Here is a 20,948-nt window from a genome sequence, read left to right as displayed (position 1 = left end):
AGGATTTTTTTGCCTGTTTTGAGTAACAATAGAGCCAATTCGAATGAATTGGAGGAGTGGATTATATGAAAAAGATCATGTTATTCATTATTGCTGCGTGCATGCTGCTGATCCCCGCTGCCCCCATAATGGGGAAAGAAAGCAACCAATGCAGGATATTTGAAAAGGTATTTAACACAAGTGTAGAGCAGGAAAATGACGTGTGTAAAATGGAAATTGTTCGTAAAAATATTCACGTTTCGAACTTGGGTGTCGCCTTGTCACCAGAAGCGGTGGAGCTTTCTTTCGGAGCAAACTTTGAAAGGGTGGGGAAACAGACAGCGGTCATTGGAGAATTTGCGCTATTAGGCAGCGAAGTGAATCCCGTCATCGATACGCTCCGCAAAGGTAATATAGAAATATCGGCTCTGCATAATCATCTCATCGGAGAGCAACCCCGAATTCTCTATCTGCATTTTCAAGCGCTGGGAGATGCGGAAACCCTGGCCAGAACGGTCAAAGAAGCAATTGATAAAACAAGCAGCAAGTAGAAAAAAGGATGTGATCCTCACACCCTATTCTAATTTGCGCATGATTAGAGCCCCGCTAACATCCCGCCTGAAGCACCGGTTAAGACAATAACCCAAGGCGGCAGCTTCCAAAAAACGAGCATGACAAACAAGATAGATGCCAGAGCAAAATCCCAAGGACTCAGTATAGCGGTCGTCCACAGCGGATTGTACAGAGCGGCAAACAAGATTCCAACCACTGCAGCATTGATCCCCGTCAAAGCCCCTTGGAAATGGCGGTTCTGACGCAGAGAGCTCCAGAAAGGCAGCGCACCGATCACGAGCAAAAATGCAGGCAAAAAGATGGCTGCCGTTGCGACCAACGCTCCAGGTATCCCTTTTGCCATGGTACCCAAATAAGCGGCAAAGGTAAAGAGCGGTCCTGGAACGGCTTGAACCGCACCGTAACCGGCCAGGAAATCTTCTTTATTCACCCAGCCTGCCGAAACGACTTCTTGTTCCAGTAGCGGCAATACAACATGCCCTCCGCCAAATACGAGGGAGCCTGAACGATAGAAACTATCGAAAAATGAGAGCCATCCATCGGACGAATAGCGTGTGAGCAGCGGCAAGGCAAATAAAAGTCCGAAAAATAGGACCAGACAACCAGCGGCAAAAGTGCGGCTGATAGGCACAGATAAACTTGGGGAACTCGGGAGGTCTTTTTTTCGATACAGCCACGTCCCTGCGCAACCCGCCGCCGCAATAAGCAGAACCTGGCTCCACGGATTTTGCCATAGTAGAGTGATCGTGGCGACAATGATCGCAATGGTCACTCGGCCTTTATCAGGCGTGAGCTTTTGTCCCATCCCCAGAACAGCTTGAGCCACTATGGCTACAGCAACAATTTTCAAGCCGTGGATCCAGCCTTGGCTTCCTATATCATACCCTTGCAGTAAAAAAGCAAACAGGATCATCGCAATGACAGAAGGAAGCGTGAAACCGATCCATGCGGTCAGACCGCCAAGCAGACCTGCGCGAAATACGCCGATACCGATTCCGACTTGACTGCTAGCTGGCCCGGGAAGCATCTGACAAAGCGCCACAAGATCCGCGTAACTGTGTTCGTCCATCCACCTTCGTTTCCGTATATATTCATTGTGAAAATACCCGAGATGGGCGATCGGTCCCCCGAACGAGGTCAATCCCAGTTTTGTTGAAACGGCCAACACTTCAAGTAAAGCTCTGATTTTGCTAGGTTGATGGCTCATAGCATGCCTCCTGCGGAGTTATGGTGTTTTAGTTTGCAAACAAATGTGCCACTTTCCGTAAATACATTAATCTTTCATTTTATATCTTATCGAATGGGATCAGCTGTAGTAAAGGAAAATATTGCTGTAGCCTGTGTCACTGAATTGAGTCGTTTCTGATATGAATTGCAATTCAGGACATATGTCCTTTCTTAGAAGCAGGTATTTATTATTTAATGATTATCAAATAACACTTGCTGAGGAGATACGTTAGATGAAAGGAATTATTTTTGCATTTTTAGGCGGTGCGTTCATTACGCTTCAAGGCGTCGCCAACGCCAGAATAAGCCAAGGGATCGGAACGTGGCAGGCAGCCGCGGTGACTCAGTTCACAGGCTTTATAGCGGCACTTTTAGTCCTTCTGATCATGCGAGATTTTAAATGGCACGGCTTCAAACAGGTCAAACCTTTATATTTGAGTGCGGGAGCTTACGCGGCAGTTGTTATTTTCAGCAACGTGACAGCGATACAGCATATTGGGGTGACGCTCACCGTGGCACTGGTTATCATCGCACAACTGGCGCTGACTTTCCTGATCGACCATTTCGGATGGTTTGGCATGGAGAAGAAGAAAATGAGACTTCCTCAATTTATTGGTCTCAGCTTGATGATTGCAGGTGTGGTGATCCTGAAATTTTAAAGGTATAATCAACCGGGATCATATGCAGCACATTTAAAGCCTGGGGGATGCCATGCATGAAAAAGATTAAAGATCAAACACAGCTCGCTGAATATATAAAGCTTCATCAACTGGACGCCATTTTTAATGAACAACTGGTTTCACATATGTGTCTGCTTAGTTATGAAAAAGGGGAGCAGATCTGTTCTCAGGGACAGCCGTCACATGTTTTGTACGTTCTCGTGAAAGGAAAAATTAAGGTGTACAACACTTCGACGGAAGGCAAGACACTTATCATTTCATTTAAGAACGCCCTCGAGGTTATTGGCGATATTGAATATATTCAGGAAGCGGATTTTATCAACACGGTAGAAGCGGTATCGCCAGTATGGATGATTGGGATTCATCATCAATGGCTGAAAAAGTACGGTAAAGAGCACATGCCGCTCCTACAATTTTTACTGAAAATCATTACGGGAAAGTTCTATATGAAATCCAATGCGCTCAGCTTCAACCTCATGTATCCGGTGGAGGTAAGGCTCGCCAGCTATATCTTATCGGTTACATATGATCCGACCGACGTGTTGTACAGAGGGCAGCTCAGCACATCCGAGCTACGGGATGCAGCAAACCTGATCGGAACGAGCTATAGGCATTTGAACCGGGTGATTTTACAGCTGTGCAGTGAAGGGATTCTGGAGCGGGGCAAAGGCTTCATTCATGTGAAGGATCGTGAGCGGTTAAAGACAATCGCGGGTCACAGTATATACGAATAACGGATGGGATAGGAGAGTCATAAACATGATTGTGGGATTGTTACTTGCGCTGCTGGCAGGATCGCTGGTCAGTTTGCAAAATATTTTTAACAATAAAGTCAATGTGCATGTGGGTTCTTGGACGACGACAACCTTGGTGCTTGGCTTGGGATTTGCGGCATCTTTTACGCTCGGGCTGGTGTTTGAAGGGACGGAAATGTTTAACCTGGAACATATGAAGCTGTGGTATTGGTTCAGCGGATTACTCGGTGTGGGCGTAGTGACTTGTATGGTGCAGGGAATTAACCGGCTGGGTCCGACTTTCGGCGTTTCGATCAGCATGTGCGCACAGCTCGGGTTTGCGTTATTGTTTGATTCGATGGGCTGGCTAGGGCTTGAAAAGGTCGATTTCACGTTTAAGCAGCTGGTCGGCGTACTTGTTATTATTGGAGGCATTATCGTATTCAAGCTTGGTGGCCGTGAGAAGAAAAAAGTGACCCATGAGCAGGTGTTGATGGGATCGTGTGAAGAAGGAGCTTGATGACTGTTCGGTTTCCGTGAGCTGCTGAGCATAAGTCCGAGCCGAATAACCTTTCCAGAAAAGGGTAATGTTATACAGAACATGACTTGTGAATCCGAATCTGGGAGGTTTATGAATGGAGAACACAGACAACTCCAATGCCGGGCAAATACCGATGAGCCCAAAGCCGCTAGGAGAGTATCTGTTTGATTGTTTGAGGCAGGAGGGAATCACTGATATTTTTGGTGTGCCAGGTGATTATAATTTCACATTGCTTGATACGCTTGAACGATATGCAGGAATACGTTTTGTGAACGGTAGGAATGAGTTGAACTCCGGATACGCTGCCGACGCCTATGCGAGATTAAGAGGGATTTCTGCGCTTATTACCACGTTTGGCGTCGGCGAAATGAGCGCATGCAATGCGATTGCGGGCGCGAACAGCGAACACGTTCCGATCATTCATATTGTCGGCTCGCCGCCGGATAAGGATCAGAAAGCGCACAAATTGATGCATCATACGCTGATGGATGGTAATTTCGATGTGTTCCGGAAGGTGTATGAGCCGATCACGGCGTATACCACTGTGCTTACTCCCGAGAACGCAGCTATTGAAATTCCAAACGCAATTCACATCGCCAAGCAGAAGAAAAAACCAGTATATCTGGTTGTGGCCGATGATCTGGTCATGAAGCCGATCATGGCTCATCATGCAGCAGTAATTCCCAAAACTTCAACGAATCCGAAAACTCTTCAAGCGGCTGTGGAGCATATCAAGCAGATGCTGAATCAGGCCGAGCATACGGTCATTTTGGCAGATGTCAAAACGCAGCGGTTCCATTGGGAGGAGTACGTGCGCAAGCTTGTTGAAGCGATGAACGTTCCGGTGGCATCAACGATGTTCGGAAAAGGCTCTTTGGATGAAAGCCATCCGTTGTTCATTGGTATGTACGGTGGGGCTTTCGGCAGCCCGGAAGTGCGCGATGCCGTAGAAAAAGCGGATTGCGTGATCGCTATCGGCTTAGTATGGGCGGATACGAATACAGCGAATTTCACTGCTAAGTTAAATCCACTCCAGGTGATTGAGATTCAACCGGAGCAAGTCAAGGTCGGAGAAGCGGAATATCCGAATGTATTGGCTGAGGAAATGTTATTAGCCTTACAAAAAATCGGATACAAGCAGCAGGACACAGTTACAAAAATAAAGAGCCCATACGATATGATGATAGGCGATCCCAATGAACCGATCGCGGCTTCATCCTACTATCCCCGGTTTCAGCGTATGCTGAAAGATGGAGATATTGTGATACCGGAAACAGGTACCTTCTATTACGGAATGTCTCAGGTACAACTGCCGCATGACATAACGTATATTGCCGATGGTGGATGGCAGTCCATTGGTTATGCAACGCCAGCCGCTTATGGGGCGTGTATTGCTGCACCGGCAAGAAGGGTGCTTCTCTTTACGGGAGACGGATCGTTGCAGCTTACGGCCCAGGAAATCAGCTCGATGCTGTATTATTCCTGTAAGCCGATCATTTTCGTGCTCAATAACAATGGATATACGATCGAGAAATATTTGAATGTAAAAACCGAAAACCAGACCTACAATAATGTCCCGAACTGGTCTTATACGAAACTCGCGGAGGCTTTCGGAGGCGAAGCGTTCACGGTAACCGTACGCACCAATACGGAGCTGGATGAGGCGATCAGCCAAGCGGAGAACGAGTGCAGCCGCAGGTTATGCATCATTGAGATGATGGTTAGCGACCCGATGGATGCCCCAGACTATATGCATAAAATGCGTAATTATATGGAGCAACAGGAGAAACAGCGGAGTTGACGATAAATCTAAAAAACAAAGAAGAAGCGAGCGTATAGCATATGCAATACACCGCTTTTTTTTTTTACTCTATCCCCTTGACATAAAGGCAAGATCCGAGCGATAATGAACGCGCGTACATAAATTTTAAAAATTAGGTTATTTCAACATGAATACAGCATTTGGGAAGGGTGTGGCTCCATATCGTCACTAGAAAAGAAGTTGCCAAGATGGCCGGAGTCTCAGAAGCTACGGTATCCCGCGTACTGAACAATGTCGGACCGATCAGGGAGGACACGAAGCGAAAGGTCCTTGAAGCAGCGGAGATCCTCGGCTACTATCCCAATGCGCTAGCACAAAGCTTTGCCCGCAGGCGGAGCGGGAATTTAGGAGTTATTCTTCCGTACGTACCGAAAGTGCATATCTTTTCGACGTATTACTTCTCGGAGATTTTGAACGGAATTGGCGAACAGGTAAGAGGACTCGGGTACGACATGCTGCTCATCTTTCGTAAGCCAGGAGTTGAGAACGGTTACATGGATTTGTTCCGGTCTCATAAGGTGGATGCTTGCATTTTGCTTGGAACGACAGATACTCCTGCCGAACGGAAAGCATTGAAAGCGCTGGAAGAAGCGGGACATCCTTTTTGCTTAGTGAATCAGCATTTTGAAGGGGAGCGATTCCTTGAAGTGGATGCGGATCATGAGCAGGGGGCCTATGAAGCGGTGAAACATTTACTGGAAGAGGGCTACCGGAAGATCGCTTTTTTGAATGGTCCGCCGGAATATTCGAACAGTTTGGACCGCTTGAAGGGATATGTACGTGCGATGTCCGAAGCAGGAATTATTAATCCGGCTGCAAGTTTGACCGAAGCAATCCCTCCAGAGTGGCTGGATTCAGGAAATTACAGCAGAACAAGCGGATATGAGGCGGCCAAGCGATTCTTTAGAAATAAAGATCATATTGATGCTGTGTTCGCTGCCAATGACCGAATGGCCATCGGGCTGATGCAGGGGTTTCGGGATTTGGGCATGCATCCGGGCAAAGACATTGCGATTGTGGGCTGCGATGATTCAGACGGCGCGAGAATTACAGATCCTCCGCTGACGAGTGTTTCCGTACCTTTTTACCAGATGGGCATGATGGCAGCCAAGCTGCTGTTAACGGATTCAGTGTCAGAGGATCATCCCAAGCAGGATGGCGGCACAGGACATCAGATTCAGATGAGTACCAAACTGGTCGTACGTTCATCGAGCAGGGGGAACCCTGCATAAGTATGATCATTGAGTAAATATGATAAGGAGGACAGAATTCAATGAAGCAGATTCGCGTGGGAATGATAGGTTACAAGTTTATGGGAAAAGCGCATAGTCATGCGTATCGGGATGTCCCGATGTTCTTCCCGAATATCATGCAGCCTGTGATGCAGACCATATGCGGGCGCGATGCCGAAGGCGTATCCCTCGCTGCAAAGCAGTTCGGCTGGAACGGGTATGTGACAGACTGGAATGAGCTGGTACAGCGAGACGACATCGACCTGATTGATATTAATGCTCCCAGCGATATGCACAAAGAAATTGCGCTCGCTGCTGCGAAAGCTGGAAAGCATTTGTTTTGCGAGAAGCCGCTCGCATTGTCTTTGAAGGATTCCCGTGAAATGCTTGCAGCTGCAGAAGCAGCAGGTATTAAGCATATGGTCGGTTTTAATTACCGATTCGCTCCCGCTGTACAGCTTGCCCGCAAACTGATACAGGAAGGCCGGCTTGGGAAGATTTATCATTTCCGCGGTTTGTTCCTGCAGGATTGGATCATTGATCCGGAATTCCCGCTTGTATGGCGGTTGCAAAAGAATATAGCCGGTTCGGGTTCCCATGGCGACTTGGGTGCGCATACGATCGATTTGGCTCATTATCTGCTCGGTGATATCCAGGAAGTCATCGGCATGAGTGAGACTTTTATTAAAGAACGTCCGCTGCCGGGTTCCATGAGCGGGCTTAGTGCCAAAGGAAGCGCAAGCAACGAGAAGGGTGCCGTTACCGTGGATGATGCGACGCTATTCCTGGCTAGATTTGCGAATGGAGCCTTAGGCAGCTTCGAGGCTACCCGCTTCGCCGCAGGCCACCGCTGTACGAATTCATTTGAAATTAACGGCAGCAAGGGCAGCGTAAAATTTGATTTCGAGCGGATGAATGAGCTGCAGGTTTACTTTACAGAAGATGCTGAGGATGTTCAGGGATTCCGCCGCATTCTGGCGACCGATCCCGCACATGCTTATGCGGAAGCCTGGTGGCCTCCAGGCCATACGATCGGCTACGAGCATACATTTATCCACGAGACGGTCGAGCTGCTGCAAGCCATTGAGGAGGATCGGCAGCCGGTACCGAATTTCACTGACGGCGTGAAATGCCAGCAGATACTCGAAGCTGTAGAGTTGTCTATAGCCGAAAGACGCTGGGTACGGACAGAGGAGCTCTAAAGAACATCATTCCAAAATTGAAGGAGATGTGCAGCACGTGAAGAAGGCATTGATTGTTTGGGGAGGCTGGCTTGGTCATCAACCTGAAGAAGTAGCAGCTATTTTCAAGGGAGTTTTGGAGCAAGAAGGCTTTGAAGTCGAAGTATCGAATACGCTTGCAGCTTTTGATGATGCGCCGAAGCTGAAATCTCTTGATTTGATCATTCCGATCTGGACGATGGATGAGATTAGCCAGGAGCGGGTGAACAATGTGTCGGCTGCGGTGCAGAGCGGCGTTGGTTTAGCAGGTTGTCATGGCGGTATGTGCGATGCATTCCGGAACAATGTCGATTGGCAGTTTATGACAGGCGGAAATTGGGTAGCTCATCCCGGAAATGACGGTACACCGCACCGGATTAACATCGTCAATACGTCCAGCACGCTAATGGAAGGCATCCAGGATTTTGATGTATCTACCGAACAATATTATCTCCATGTCGATCCTGCTGTCGAAGTGCTGGCGACGACTCGTTTCCCAGTGGCGGACGGCCCTCATACTCTGAACAAAGCAGTCGATATGCCGGTAGTATGGACGAAACGCTGGGGCGTAGGCCGGGTGTTCTACTGCTCGCTTGGGCATCAGGCGAACATTATCGAGCTTCCTCCTGTGAAGGAAATCATGCGTAGAGGTTTTATGTGGGTAGCTGAGGGTAAATCCAAGTTAGAGGGCAGCAAGCTGGAAGGTGCTTATACAGGAATGCAGGATAGTCAAGTCTAATAGACCACAAAGATGGGAGAGCCTTTGATCATGAATAAAGTAAATGTCGGCATTATCGGATGTGGTAACATAAGTGGTATTTATTTTAAAAATTTAAAGGAATTTGATGCCGTCCATGTTGCTGCCTGTGCGGACCTGGATCTTGAGCGTGCCAAATCCAGAGCGGAAGAATACGGCATCCCGAAAGGCTGCACAGTGGATGAACTGCTCGCAGATCCGAAATTAGAGCTTATCGTGAATCTCACGATCCCTGCAGCACATAGCCAAGTTTGCCTGCAAGCATTGGAGGCTGGTAAACATGTGTATGTAGAGAAGCCGCTTGCCGTCACCAGGGAAGAGGGGCAAGCGATCCTTTCGAAATCCAAGGAGAAAGGTCTTCTTGTTGGCAGCGCCCCGGACACGTTTCTCGGCGGTGGAATTCAGACATGCATCAAGCTGATTGAAGACGGATGGATTGGCACGCCCGTAGCTGCAACAGCTTTTATGATGTCCAGAGGTCATGAGAACTGGCATCCGGATCCAGAGTTTTATTACGCCAAAGGCGGTGGCCCGATGTTTGATATGGGTCCGTATTACCTCACGGCTCTGGTTGCCATGCTAGGTCCCATCAAGCGTGTAGCGGGTATGGCGAAGATTTCGTTCCCGGAACGGATGATTACCAGCAGCAAAAAGTACGGTCAGATGATTCAAGTAGAGACACCGACCCATGTATCCGGAGTTCTGGATTTTCATTCCGGCGTTGTCGGCACGATGGTCACTTCCTTTGAGGTTTTCGGTGGGAGTCAGCTTCCACTGATTGAGATTTACGGAAGCCAGGGAACGCTCAGTGTGCCTGACCCGAATGGTTTTGGAGGACCGGTGCTGCTGAGACGTCACGACAGTTCTGATTGGAAGGAAATTCCTCTCTCTCATGGATATGCGGCGAACTCACGGGGAGTTGGTGTGCTTGACATGGTTTATGCGGTGAAGAACAACCGGATCAACCGAGCCAATGGCGAGCTGGCGTATCATGTGCTCGAAGCTATGCATGCTTTCCACGATTCTTCCGAGCAGGATCAGTACTACTTTATGAAAAGCACATGCGAACGCCCGCAGCCAATGCCGCACAATCTGCCGTTTGGCGTATTGGACTAATCTATTCCTACCTGAGCTTGCAGCTCCTGCCACAAAAAGGGGTGTCCCAAAGGTCCATTGACCTGGGATACCCCTTTGTCTATTGTAAGGCGATCTTATTTTATGAAAAAGCGACTCCAATGCCACCTTCACCGGCGTATGTGCCCATAATCGGGCCCATGTTGGAGAAGAGGACCTCTTTAAAAGGATGCTTTTCGAGTAATTGCTCTTTAAATTCGAGTGCGCGTTCCTCACAGTTGCTGTGAACGATCGAGATGATACCTTTGTCATAATCATGCTGCTTATCTTCAAGCCGAGCCATCAGGCTGGACAAAACCTTCTGGGTTCCGCGGAATTTGTCAACGACTTCAACGGTTCCTTCCGAACTTATTTTGAGCAGCAGCTTTATATTAAGTACAGAAGCCACCGCGCCGGATAGTCGGCCGAGCCTTCCGCCTTTAATCACATTTTCAAGTGTATCTAGAGTAAAGAACGCGTTCATTTCTTTGATTTGCTGATGAACCCTCTCTTTTAATTCATAGATACAGGAGGTCGTTTGCGACCATTTTGCGGCTAAAGCGACGATCAGGGAAAGTCCTCCCGAGAAGGTCTTTGAGTCAATAATCTCTATGCGACCCTGATGTCCTTCATCCTCATACATCTCTTTTGCGATTAATGCCGCTTGATACGTACTGCTGATGTTCGATGACATACAGATGACAAGGATATCTGTGCCGTCTTCAGCTTCTTTGAACTGATTCAGAAACAGAAGCGGACTGGGGCTTGCCGTTGTTGGCAGCTCTTTGGATTCTCGTAATTTGGAGTAGAAGGTACATGCATCCATATCTTCTGGCATCTTTTCATTATGAAAATGTACCGCGAGTTTAACGATGGAAATATTGAATTTTTCAATGTACTCTGGTGGCAAATCTGAGCCACTGTCGGTGATAATCTTGATCGGCATAAGGCAGATACTCCTTTTTGATGTCAATAGGGACGAACGAATCCTCACAATTCAAGATGTTGCGATGCCAAGCAGTTTCATCTTATATATCTTGAGGTAGTTTAACTCTACCTTATAATTGATTCGAAGTCTATTAACCATCGTTTTCCAAACGATTTTATACCCGGATGTGCAGAAAATGAGGACAAAAGACACAAGCATATCCCCATAAGCAGAATATATTACTATAAATCATAGTGAAGGTTGAGGTGATTCATTATGCCTGCGAAAAAGAAAACAAATAAAAGGAAATCGTCTGCTAAAATGCTGGGAAAACCGGTACTAGTGGTGCTGAAAGACGGCAGTTACTATATAGGAACGATGAGCAGCATTGATCGGGATGGGGTTACTTTATCGGGAGTTCGTTCAGACCGGATGCCGGCGCCAATGATGAGACAGGGGGAAAAAGCTCAAGTGTCCGGCATACTGAGCATGCTGTTCGGAGGATCAGGCCGTGCAGCGGGACCGGGAGCCGCTAGAGGTGGAAGCGGAGGACCTGGGATGTTCGGTTTTTTTGGAAAAATAATACCCAATATCCGAATCGGTATGAATGTGATGCGAGCGATCATGCCATTAATGGGAGGATTCTTCAAATAACGAGCATGCAAATGATGGCTACGCCCGAATGAGAACATCGGAATGAAACGGATAGGCCGTTTCTGCTGGATGTTTTCTTTTTTTTGGCATATTTATCTAAATTTCGAACCATACTAAATGACATCAATTGAATTGGAGGTATGAGCATGCCGATCAAGGGCGAAGATGAGCGAATGAAACAGTCAAACGATAACCTCACCGGATCGATCATCGATAACATCGCAAAAATCGTGCAGGAGCTTGGAAACAGCGACGATCTGATCATTAAAAAATTCCGGTGCCTCCAGACATGTTCTGCTGCCCTTATCTTTATCGATGGCTTGGTGGACTCTCAATTGCTCCATAATTCCATTCTGGAATCTCTCTTGGTCAAGGAGCCGGCCGATTCTTCACCGCATCAAGATCTCACGGAGTACTTACAACAAAATATACTTGTCGCGGCGCATACCGGCACTTTCACAACTATAAAAGATCTCTTCAGTCGTCTGTTCGCCGGAAACGCCATCCTTCTCATTGAGAACGAAAGTAAAGGACTTTGGATTGATGCGGCCGGATGGGAGCAGCGCAGCGTTACCGAGCCGCAATCCCATTCTGTAGTCCGTGGGCCGATGGAGGGCTTCACGGAAAATATCAGGACCAATACTGCTATGATTCGAAGACGTATTCGTGATCCCCGGCTGTGGATTGAATCCAAAGAGATTGGTACGGTAACGCATACCACAGTGTCCTTTATGTACATCAAAGGACTCGCTGATGAAGGGGTAGTTGAAGAGCTGAGGACCCGTCTGGACCGGATCAATATGGATAGTGTGCTTGAGGGTGGCTATATCGAAGAGGAAATTCAGGATGCAATCAAGACCCCTTTTCCAACGGTCTACAACTCAGAGAGGCCCGATACCATTGCGGCCGGGTTATTAGAAGGAAGAATCGCAATTATCGTAAACGGGACCCCGTTTGTACTGTTAATCCCGGCTTTATTTGTGCAATTTTTCCAATCCCCTGATGACTATTTCGAACGATCTCTCATTGGTACGCTAGTTCGTTTGCTTCGTTACATGGCCTTTTTTTTAGCCTTGTTAGCACCGTCACTGTACATAGCGTTCACGACATTCCATCAAGAGCTGCTTCCAACGAGCCTCATTATCAGTATCGCTGCGCAGCGAGAAGCCGTTCCTTTTCCTGCCTTTATCGAAGCTTTACTGATGGAGCTGACATATGAAATTTTACGTGAAGCCAGCATCCGTATTCCGAAAACGATCGGGCAGGCGGTTTCCATCGTCGGTACGCTCGTCATAGGACAAGCTGCGGTTCAAGCTGGCGCAGTATCTGCCGCTATGGTCATTGTCGTCTCCATTACCGCGATTTCAAGTTATGTCATTCCCGAAAACGGTATGTCCATCGCTGTCAGAATTCTTCGCTTTTTACTTATGTTCCTGGCAGCATCCTTCGGCCTCTTGGGCATATGGCTTGGATTAATGGCTATCCTGATTCATTTAACTACGCTCAAATCATTTGGCGTTCCCTATATGAGTCCTTTTGGACCCTACATCGCTCCGGACATTAAGGATAGCATCTTCCGTTTTCCTTGGACAAAAATGACGACAAGACCTGCATATCATGCGACAGAAGAACAGCTTGAGCATCGTAACGCAAGAAGACAGCGTAGAAGCTAACAACTCAGGAAGGAGAAGGACATGACCTCTAAAATATTTTTGACAGCCATATCCATTCTCCTGATGTTTACGCTTGGAGGTTGCTGGGATCGCAAGGAGCTTAACGAGCTTGGCATTGCCGTCGCAATCGGGGTGGATACGGCCCCCAAGAACCAGTTTAAAGTAACCGCGCAGGTTGTTGTTCCCTCTGAGGTCGCAGCAGGACAATCCTCAAAAGGTGGCACCAGTGTGACTGTGTACGAAGAGGTTGCTCCAACCATGATGGAAGCCATACAGAAAATGACGGAAATCAGTCCGCGCAAAGTCTATTTGGGACATATTCGCATGTTTGTCATTGGAGAAGCGCTTGCCCGCAAAGGCATCGCCAGTGTTGTCGAAACGTTGGTCAGGGAACCGACTGTTCGGGCCGACTTTTACGTTGCCGTTGCGAAAGAGGGAGCCGCCTCTGACATACTGCAAGTCACAACGCCTTTGGAGCCGATTCCCGCCAATAAAATGTACGCATCCCTGACGGTTTCTTCCGAAGCTTGGGCACCGACCACCAAGGTGACGGTCGATGAATTGATGAAAACCTTGATGAATTCTGGATGTCCGGTTTTACCAGGGATACAAGCTGTTGAAAATAAATCCGATAGTGACAAAGGGAATAGCAAGGACAACATCGCATCTACGATTCCGGTTATGGACCTTAAGTTCAACGGATTAGGAGTATTCAAAAAAGATCGTTTAATCGGGTGGCTGAATGAAAATGAAAGCAAAGGATACAATTATATCCAAAATCAGATCAAAGAGAGCATGGAACACGTAGACACTGACAAAGGCGTGCGGATAGGGATTCGTACATTCGATAGCAAAACAGATGTAAAAGGATCGGTTGTCCGGGGGAACCCGGTGATTCGGATCCATGTAAAAAGTAGAGGCGCCATCGAAGAGATTCATGGGAAATCGCAAGCATTGGACAGTACGCAAAGCCTCCATTGGCTCGAACAGCAGGACAACAAGCATGTGACGGAGCTCATGCAGATGGCCGTTCATTCGGCACAGCATACGTATAAAGCGGATATATTTGGATTTGGGGAACTTATCCATGAATCGGATCCTAAAGCATGGAAGAAACTTAAGCCCAATTGGGACCAGACATTTCCAGAGGTCAAAGTCTATTATTTAACCCAAGTCAAGCTACGTAAAGTTGGTATGCTGCTGGATACATTCCAGCAGAAAATGAAGGAGTGACTTGAATGCTCGCTGTGTTGCTGGTTCTCGGTATGGTTGCCGTTGTAGCATGGATTGAATTGCCGAATGTATTCAGGCAGCGTCAGTGGAAGGAAGTGATGGTTATCGTATTGATGCTGCTTGCAGGCGCCAGTTTTAGCATACTTTCCATCATTCTCTATAAGATTCAGACACCCTTGGTGCTGATCGAGGTTATCTATGAACCGGTGAATCGGTTATTTGGTCAGTGGTTTTCTTAGCAGATGAATCTTAATGAAAGGAGGAGTAAGCGGATGCTGGAAAAGGGCCGTTTAAGCACCAGACAATTCACCGTATTGATATTTCTGTCTTGCATTGGGGATATGATTCTGATCTATCCATCTGCGATTTCGAGCATGTCCAGGCAGGATGCTTGGATATCCTCTTTGCTTGGTCTTCTGGGAGGGCTGCTCGTCTTATGGCTGATGCTACATGTGAGCCAATTGCACCCTGATAAGACATTGGTCGAAGCAATCCAGCTTATATTCGGGAAATGGCTGGGATCGATTGTGAATCTATGGTATTTGTTTTATTTTTTTATGTTATGTTCTTATCTTGTCCGGGAAGTCGGGGATTTTTTGACTACGCAAATTTTTTTGAATACGCCTCTTAAGATCATTTATCTCCTGTTTATTTTGCTCATGGTTTATGCTTTACATGCCGGACTCGAATCTATTGGTCGAAGCAGCGAAATCCTCTTGCCCATTTTCTTGTTGGTCGCGATGATCTTCATCTTCTGCTTGCTCCCGCAAAGCAAACCAGAGAACTTAAAACCGTTTCTGGAAAATGGTGCGATTCCCGTACTGTATGGTGCATATTTCGCTTCCATTTATCCTTTTGGTGAGCTGATTGTCTTGCTTATGGTCATTCCGTATGTTAAGCGGGAGCAGAAAATCAAAAAGGATATCATTATCGTCGCATTGGGAGCGGGATTGTTATTGAGTCTAATCATACTTGTATCATTGCTTGTATTGGGAGTGGATATGACGATAAACAACACGTATCCAACATATTTCCTGGCTCAAAAAATCAACATCGGTAACTTTCTCCAGCGTATTGAATCGACGATGGCTGTCGCTTGGTTGATTTCAACGTTCTCCAAAGCAGTGATCTGTTATTATGCCTTTACGATGGGAGTCGCGCAATTGACGGGTCTTAGCAATCAAAAAATTCTATACTTTCCAGCGGCAATCATGCTGTTTGGCATGGCCGATCTGGCAGCTCCGGACGTTCTTTACTATTTGAAGCACATTGTTCCTTATTGGATGGACTGGGATCTTACGAATGCGGTTGTTATTCCTTGCATCTTATGGATAACGTGGGCATGCCGGCGAAAATGGAAAGGTAAATCATAGACTATGGTGTGTTCGATGGATCATCTGCGCTAATAGAAAACTATTTTTTAATGAAAGCCTTTTCATTGATAATTAATTGTGGTATCTTGGAAATAACTTAAATGTGTCTAAATTGTGAATTGGTGCAATATTAGAGCGTATGATAAAGCATCAGTGTATTAGGAGGAGTTAACCATGACCACGTTGATTCTTGTATTATTCACCGCAGCTTTAATCGGAATATTGATTTTTGGTAAAAAACATGAAATCTTGATCGCCAATATCATGAATGGGATGTTGTTTATCGGGCTAGTGACTGCATTTGGATTCAACAGTAACCCAATGGGGCTGTTCTATCTGACGGTTGCATTTTACTATGTTATTCCAATGTATGGCGTGATCGGATTGTTTGCCGTGATGAAGAAAGGCCGGGCGAAAAAGCAGAATTCTTTGGTTTAACAGGGTGAATGTAACATTTAATATCGGCAATGCTTATAAACCAGCTCCCCTATTTGGAGTTGGTTTTTTGATATTAACCATCTGATTTCTGATATACTCAATATTGTGAAATTTGCAGAAAGCATTGATGAAAAGAGAGCAGACGGACGTGATAGCGTAATGAAAAACATGTACAAGACGATTGGATTGCTCGCTCATGTGGATGCGGGTAAAACGACATTTGCGGAGCAGCTTCTTTATCATACGAACAGCATTCGAAACCGTGGGAGAGTCGACCACAAGGATGCTTTTTTAGACAGCCATGAGCTGGAACGCGCCCGTGGAATTACCATTTTTGCGGATCAAGCCGTTATGACTTGCGGCAGCTCGACTTATTACTTAATCGATACACCAGGACACGTCGATTTCTCGGCCGAAATGGAGCGGGCAATTCAGGTGATGGACTATGCCATAATCATTATCAGCGCCGTCGAAGGAGTCGAAGGACATACGGAGACCGTATGGCAGCTTTTGCAGAAGATTGGAATTCCTGTTTTGTTTTTTGTCAACAAGATAGACCGGGCAGGGGCAAATGTGGATGCGGTGCTGGAACAAATCCGGCTCCAGCTGACACCGGATGCATTCCTGATTTCCGGTTCATTAACGGAAGAAATGACAGAAGACGTTATCGAATTCACTGCTGAACGAGATGAGCTGCTGCTGAATGCATACCTAGAGGGGCATGCCGAAACATCCATGGTTATTTCTGCGATCAGTTCGCTACTTAAGCGCCGGTTGGCTTTTCCGGTCATGTGTGGTTCAGCGCTGCAGGATCAGGGAATTGCAGAATTTTTAAATAACCTGGAACTGCTTACGAAGACGGCGTACGATACGGCGAGCCCCTTTGCAGCAAGCGTCTATAAAATACGTCATGATCAGCAGGGAGTACGGTTAACATTCCTGAGAATGCTCCAAGGAAAGCTAAGCGTTAGAGATGAGTTGACATACATCGATTCGACAGGAGAGGAGCAGCGGGAAAAAATCACTTCGATCCGCTTATATAATGGTGAAAAATATGCATCCATAGACGAGGCTGCTGCCGGTCAGCTGATTGCAGTGACGGGTTTAACCATGGTCTCCACAGGACAAAGCCTCGGGGCATCACACGAACGTACAGCATATGAGCTTGTACCAGCATTGAAATCGAAGGTAATATACGATCGGACTATTCCTATACGCGAAGTTCTCCGCTGTTTTCATATACTCGATGCGGAAGATCCATCCTTGGGTGTTGTGTGGGATGAGGCATTGCAGGAGCTTCACATCCATGTCATGGGAACCATACAATTGGAAGTCCTTGCTCAGGTTGTACAGGATCGTTTCGGATTTGCAGTCTCATTCGGTAAGCCGGAGATATTGTATAAAGAAACGATTGTGGGAAAAACGCTTGGATATGGACACTTTGAGCCGCTCGGCCATTATGCTGAGGTTCATTTGCTGATTGAAGCTGGGCCTACCGGCAGCGGAGTAACCTTCGTGAATCAATGCCATCCCGATGATCTTAGCGTTGGATTTCAGAATCTGGTTGGACAGCATGTGACGGAGAAGGATCATCGTGGGTTGTTAACTGGATCCCCATTAACGGATATCATCGTAACGCTCCTGACGGGACGAGCCCATAACAAGCACACGACCGGAGGAGATTTCCGCGAGGCAACTCTTCGTGCACTGCGTCAGGGACTTGAGAAAGCGGATAACAGAATATTGGAACCGTATTATGCATTTAAGCTAAAGGTCGACGTGGAACATATCGGAAGGGTCATGTCGGATATACAGCAAGCACAAGGAAGCTTTGAACCACCTGAAATGTTAGGGGATAAGGCAATATTTACAGGAGAAGCACCAGTGTCCTTGTTTATGAATTATGCATCAGAACTGGCATCTTTTACGAAAGGGAAGGGAGCCCTTACTTTAAGACTGAACGGTTATAAGCCATGCCGGTCTTATGAGAATATCATCGCCTCCAAAAACTACGATAAAAATGCAGATCCTGAGTATACGTCAAGTTCTATTTTTTGCTCCAAAGGGAAGGCATTTGGAGTTGATTGGCATGAGGCGGAGAATTATATGATTCGGGCTTAACCGGTATTTTTTAATTGTTCCATTTGTTTATTGTGATTGGTGAGAAGGACAACAATCATTGATATAAGGCGTCAAGGAAAACTGAGATCACATACCATCGGTAGAGCGTCGCGAGAGGACTCACTGTTCGAAAGGATGTCACAGCAGGAGACGTTGGTCTATCGGCGGATGGTGCAATTTGGTATAATATGCATGAATAGGGATAAATGTCAGGGAAGAGGGTGTACATATGAAGAGTTTAGGATCTATGAATGTGGATGTCGTTACGCTATTTGTTGAGGATTTTCAGAAGGTGAAGGCGTTCTATCAGGAAGTATTCGGATTTCAAGCCGTATATGAAGACGAGGTCTCGTCGGTATTTAATTTTGGGAATATGAGCGTGAACCTCCTTGATATTTCTGAGTCATATGAATTAATGAATCCGGGAGCGATCGCAACGCGTGAATCTGGATCCCGTTTCCTGCTCACCATTCGGGTCGATGATGTGGATACGGTCTGTGCTAAATTGAAAAACCTCGGGGTTACTCTTCTTAACGGTCCGATCGACCGGCCGTGGGGAGTGCGCACGGCTTCATTCATCGATCCTGCAGGACATGCCTGGGAGATTGCGCAACAATTGGCATAGGGACAGAGTCCAGATTGAGCGACCTGTCCCAAAAAGCTTGTTCTTTTGGTGGCTGAATCTCCATCGTCAACAAGATTACTTTCCAGAAGTGTCCCAGTGAGATGGACGTGCGAGCGTGGGCGGTATCTTGGTGGCAGTATCACCTTTAGCCGCATTCACCTGCGCCTGCGTCAGAAAGAGGCTACCGGCCAGGTTGGCTCCTCTGATGTCAGCGTCCCGGAAATCCGCTCCGATCAGATCCGTTACCCGGAGGTCCGCACCTCTGAGATCGGCAGCTATAAGGTAAGCACCTCTTAGGCTTTGGTATCTGAGATCGGCGCCTTTCAGCTTGGCTCCGATAAGATCAGCTCCCCGTCCTTGTATTTTAGGGCTTTTCCGTTGACCCTTATGCATACTGCGGGCATCCTCACGGACAAGCTCACTTGTCCGAAGGAGCAAAACGTTGACCTCAACACGGTGCGCTGCGACATCCACTCGCAGCAACTCTTCTGCGCCTAAGAGCGTTAGACGAGTGGTTTCCTGAACAGCCAGACGCAGGTCATCATGGATCTCCTGTGCAGCTTTTAATGTCAGCGCTTCTGTCAAATACCATAACAGCTCATGAAGCTGCCACATGATAGGAAAAACTTCGTACATTTGCTTCGCGGTCTCCGGAGCTTGTCTCCAGTCGATTCCCTTGTAGGTTACCTGGGAAACCTTCTGGCCTGCACCGAAGCAATCATACACCGTACAGCCGCGCATTCCGCGCTTTCTGAGCGTTGTATGTACGCTGCAGCGAAAATCCGCCTGCAGGTTCCCACAGGGCTTTCCGGCTTCTTTGTCAATGGCGAAGTCAGATGAGGCGGAATAGGGAAGAGCGACACAGCACAGCCCAAAGCATTGCTCACAGTTTGCATGCAAATCGCTGCTGTCTAATGGATATTGTAAATGGTCCTGATTCGTAGACATCTTAGGGTGAAATCTCCTTTAAATCAATTCTTATTAAATTCTACAACATTTGCTGCATTAAGTGTTTATTTAATTAAAAAAACAAGCATGCCCTTTCACCAAGAAAGGAGCATGCCTGCTGATTATATATTAGATCTTTGTTAGCTTTTCGGTCGTCAGATCAAGCCAATCAAGCTCATCCTTCGTGAGATGAATTAGTGAACCTTCGTCACAGGAGCGCAGTTCTTCGGCTGATTGAGCTCCGATAAGTGCACAGGTAGGGAAGGGTTGATTCAGGACGTATGCAAGCGCAATTTGAATGGCGGTAACATTTTTGGAATCGGCCAACTGCTTGGCCCGGTCCAATCGCTCCCAATTCTCGTCACTATAAAAGACACGAACCAGATCGGCATTGTCACGAACCTCAGGCGAGAAACGTCCGGTGAAGAATCCTCTTGCCTGGGAAGACCAAGAGAACAGTGGGAATTGTTCCTTCTCATGCCAAGCACATGTCTCCTCATCTGCCGATACACAGCCGGTCCAGAACGGTTCATTGGCTTTAGCCAAACTCAGGTTCGGGCTGCTAAAGGTGAATCCTCTTAGTTGATGAGCTGCAGCATATTCATTCGCTTCTTGTATGCGTTTCCAGGTCCAGTTGGACACGCCGATGGCACCAACAACACCGGACGTTACGTATTCATTCAGGATCTCGATAACTTCTCCCGCAGGCACGTTAGGATCATCACGGTGAAGCGCATACAAATCAATGAAATCGGTTTGCAGCCGCTCCAGACTTTTCGTCAGGTCATGGCGGATATCCTTTTCAGAGACGCGCGGACCGTTCTGGTCATGATGGGCACCCTTCGTTAAAATAACGAGCTGATCCCGGTTGCCTCTTTCCTGCATGTAGCGGCCTATGACTTCCTCACTTTGTCCACCGCAGTAAATATGGGCCGAATCAATGGAGTTGCCGCCGATGGCCAAGAAGGCATCCAGATTCGCAGCGGCTTTTTCATAGGAATCATGATAAAAATAATCCGAACCTTTCATTAACCGAGAAATCGGTTTATCTAATCCTTCAACTTTAATGTATTCCAT

The 20,948-nt window shown here is 47.0% G+C and carries 21 protein-coding genes; 17 read left to right on the top strand and 4 right to left on the bottom strand.

What is annotated here, in order from left to right:
* Nucleotides 1-65: 65 nt before the first annotated feature.
* Nucleotides 66-530 carry a DUF1259 domain-containing protein gene (locus MUG84_RS18625; RefSeq protein ID WP_244727520.1) on the top strand — a complete coding sequence of 155 codons (465 nt, stop codon included), beginning with the start codon at nucleotides 66-68 and terminating at the stop codon, nucleotides 528-530.
* Between the two features lie 44 nt (nucleotides 531-574).
* Here MUG84_RS18625 and MUG84_RS18620 read toward each other — a convergent pair whose 3' ends face one another.
* The gene (locus MUG84_RS18620; protein WP_244727518.1) at nucleotides 575-1,759 is read right to left on the bottom strand and encodes a chromate transporter; all 1,185 of its coding nucleotides are present in this window, start codon (nucleotides 1,757-1,759) and stop codon (nucleotides 575-577) included.
* A gap of 253 nt (nucleotides 1,760-2,012) precedes the next feature.
* Here MUG84_RS18620 and MUG84_RS18615 point away from each other — a divergent pair, with 253 nt between their 5' ends.
* The 8 genes from MUG84_RS18615 to MUG84_RS18580 all read left to right on the top strand — a co-directional run bounded on the left by MUG84_RS18615 (nucleotide 2,013) and on the right by MUG84_RS18580 (nucleotide 9,881).
* Nucleotides 2,013-2,438: a DMT family transporter gene (locus MUG84_RS18615; protein WP_244727516.1), complete on the top strand. Its 426-nt coding sequence runs from the start codon at nucleotides 2,013-2,015 to the stop codon at nucleotides 2,436-2,438.
* A gap of 56 nt (nucleotides 2,439-2,494) precedes the next feature.
* On the top strand, nucleotides 2,495-3,193 hold the full coding sequence (locus MUG84_RS18610; protein WP_244727514.1) for a Crp/Fnr family transcriptional regulator: 699 nt from the start codon (nucleotides 2,495-2,497) through the stop codon (nucleotides 3,191-3,193).
* Nucleotides 3,194-3,218: 25 nt separating this feature from the next.
* Complete coding sequence (locus MUG84_RS18605) at nucleotides 3,219-3,713, top strand: DMT family transporter (RefSeq protein WP_244727512.1); 495 nt, start codon at nucleotides 3,219-3,221, stop codon at nucleotides 3,711-3,713.
* Between the two features lie 115 nt (nucleotides 3,714-3,828).
* On the top strand, nucleotides 3,829-5,535 hold the full coding sequence (locus MUG84_RS18600; protein ID WP_244727510.1) for an alpha-keto acid decarboxylase family protein: 1,707 nt from the start codon (nucleotides 3,829-3,831) through the stop codon (nucleotides 5,533-5,535).
* A 209-nt stretch (nucleotides 5,536-5,744) separates the two neighbouring features.
* On the top strand, nucleotides 5,745-6,788 hold the full coding sequence (locus MUG84_RS18595; protein ID WP_244727507.1) for a LacI family DNA-binding transcriptional regulator: 1,044 nt from the start codon (nucleotides 5,745-5,747) through the stop codon (nucleotides 6,786-6,788).
* Between the two features lie 41 nt (nucleotides 6,789-6,829).
* Nucleotides 6,830-7,990 (top strand): Gfo/Idh/MocA family protein, encoded by a 1,161-nt coding sequence (locus MUG84_RS18590; RefSeq protein WP_244727505.1) that lies wholly within the window; start codon nucleotides 6,830-6,832, stop codon nucleotides 7,988-7,990.
* A 37-nt stretch (nucleotides 7,991-8,027) separates the two neighbouring features.
* Entirely contained in the window at nucleotides 8,028-8,747 is a 720-nt protein-coding gene (locus MUG84_RS18585; RefSeq protein WP_244727503.1) for a ThuA domain-containing protein, read from the top strand.
* A gap of 30 nt (nucleotides 8,748-8,777) precedes the next feature.
* Nucleotides 8,778-9,881 (top strand): Gfo/Idh/MocA family protein, encoded by a 1,104-nt coding sequence (locus MUG84_RS18580; protein ID WP_244727500.1) that lies wholly within the window; start codon nucleotides 8,778-8,780, stop codon nucleotides 9,879-9,881.
* Nucleotides 9,882-9,981: 100 nt separating this feature from the next.
* Here the strand turns inward: MUG84_RS18580 and MUG84_RS18575 are convergent, their stop codons facing one another.
* Nucleotides 9,982-10,824 (bottom strand): DegV family protein, encoded by an 843-nt coding sequence (locus MUG84_RS18575; protein ID WP_244727498.1) that lies wholly within the window; start codon nucleotides 10,822-10,824, stop codon nucleotides 9,982-9,984.
* Nucleotides 10,825-11,082: 258 nt separating this feature from the next.
* On the opposite strand from MUG84_RS18575, the gene MUG84_RS18570 reads away from it, so the two are divergent.
* The 8 genes from MUG84_RS18570 to MUG84_RS18535 all read left to right on the top strand — a co-directional run bounded on the left by MUG84_RS18570 (nucleotide 11,083) and on the right by MUG84_RS18535 (nucleotide 18,923).
* A complete protein-coding gene (locus tag MUG84_RS18570) occupies nucleotides 11,083-11,460 on the top strand; it encodes an LSm family protein (RefSeq protein WP_244727496.1) in 378 nt (125 codons plus the stop codon).
* A 146-nt stretch (nucleotides 11,461-11,606) separates the two neighbouring features.
* Entirely contained in the window at nucleotides 11,607-13,133 is a 1,527-nt protein-coding gene (locus MUG84_RS18565) for a spore germination protein (protein WP_244727494.1), read from the top strand.
* 21 nt (nucleotides 13,134-13,154) lie between these two features.
* Entirely contained in the window at nucleotides 13,155-14,366 is a 1,212-nt protein-coding gene (locus tag MUG84_RS18560; protein ID WP_244727492.1) for a Ger(x)C family spore germination protein, read from the top strand.
* Nucleotides 14,367-14,371: 5 nt separating this feature from the next.
* Nucleotides 14,372-14,605 (top strand): hypothetical protein, encoded by a 234-nt coding sequence (locus MUG84_RS18555; RefSeq protein ID WP_244727490.1) that lies wholly within the window; start codon nucleotides 14,372-14,374, stop codon nucleotides 14,603-14,605.
* A gap of 33 nt (nucleotides 14,606-14,638) precedes the next feature.
* Nucleotides 14,639-15,739, top strand: a complete 1,101-nt coding sequence (locus MUG84_RS18550; protein WP_244727488.1) for a GerAB/ArcD/ProY family transporter — start codon at nucleotides 14,639-14,641, stop codon at nucleotides 15,737-15,739.
* A 174-nt stretch (nucleotides 15,740-15,913) separates the two neighbouring features.
* On the top strand, nucleotides 15,914-16,177 hold the full coding sequence (locus tag MUG84_RS18545) for a hypothetical protein (RefSeq protein ID WP_244727486.1): 264 nt from the start codon (nucleotides 15,914-15,916) through the stop codon (nucleotides 16,175-16,177).
* A gap of 159 nt (nucleotides 16,178-16,336) precedes the next feature.
* Complete coding sequence (locus MUG84_RS18540) at nucleotides 16,337-18,298, top strand: elongation factor G (RefSeq protein ID WP_244727484.1); 1,962 nt, start codon at nucleotides 16,337-16,339, stop codon at nucleotides 18,296-18,298.
* A 229-nt stretch (nucleotides 18,299-18,527) separates the two neighbouring features.
* Nucleotides 18,528-18,923, top strand: a complete 396-nt coding sequence (locus MUG84_RS18535; protein WP_244727481.1) for a VOC family protein — start codon at nucleotides 18,528-18,530, stop codon at nucleotides 18,921-18,923.
* 75 nt (nucleotides 18,924-18,998) lie between these two features.
* Here MUG84_RS18535 and MUG84_RS18530 read toward each other — a convergent pair whose 3' ends face one another.
* The gene (locus tag MUG84_RS18530; protein ID WP_244727479.1) at nucleotides 18,999-19,871 is read right to left on the bottom strand and encodes a pentapeptide repeat-containing protein; all 873 of its coding nucleotides are present in this window, start codon (nucleotides 19,869-19,871) and stop codon (nucleotides 18,999-19,001) included.
* Nucleotides 19,872-20,000: 129 nt separating this feature from the next.
* The gene (locus MUG84_RS18525; protein ID WP_244727477.1) at nucleotides 20,001-20,948 is read right to left on the bottom strand and encodes an aldo/keto reductase; all 948 of its coding nucleotides are present in this window, start codon (nucleotides 20,946-20,948) and stop codon (nucleotides 20,001-20,003) included.

The sequence above is a fragment of the Paenibacillus mangrovi genome (assembly GCF_022898935.1).
In the GTDB taxonomy this organism is placed as follows: domain Bacteria; phylum Bacillota; class Bacilli; order Paenibacillales; family Paenibacillaceae; genus Paenibacillus_AQ; species Paenibacillus_AQ mangrovi.
This window is presented reverse-complemented; position numbering and strand designations above follow the sequence as displayed.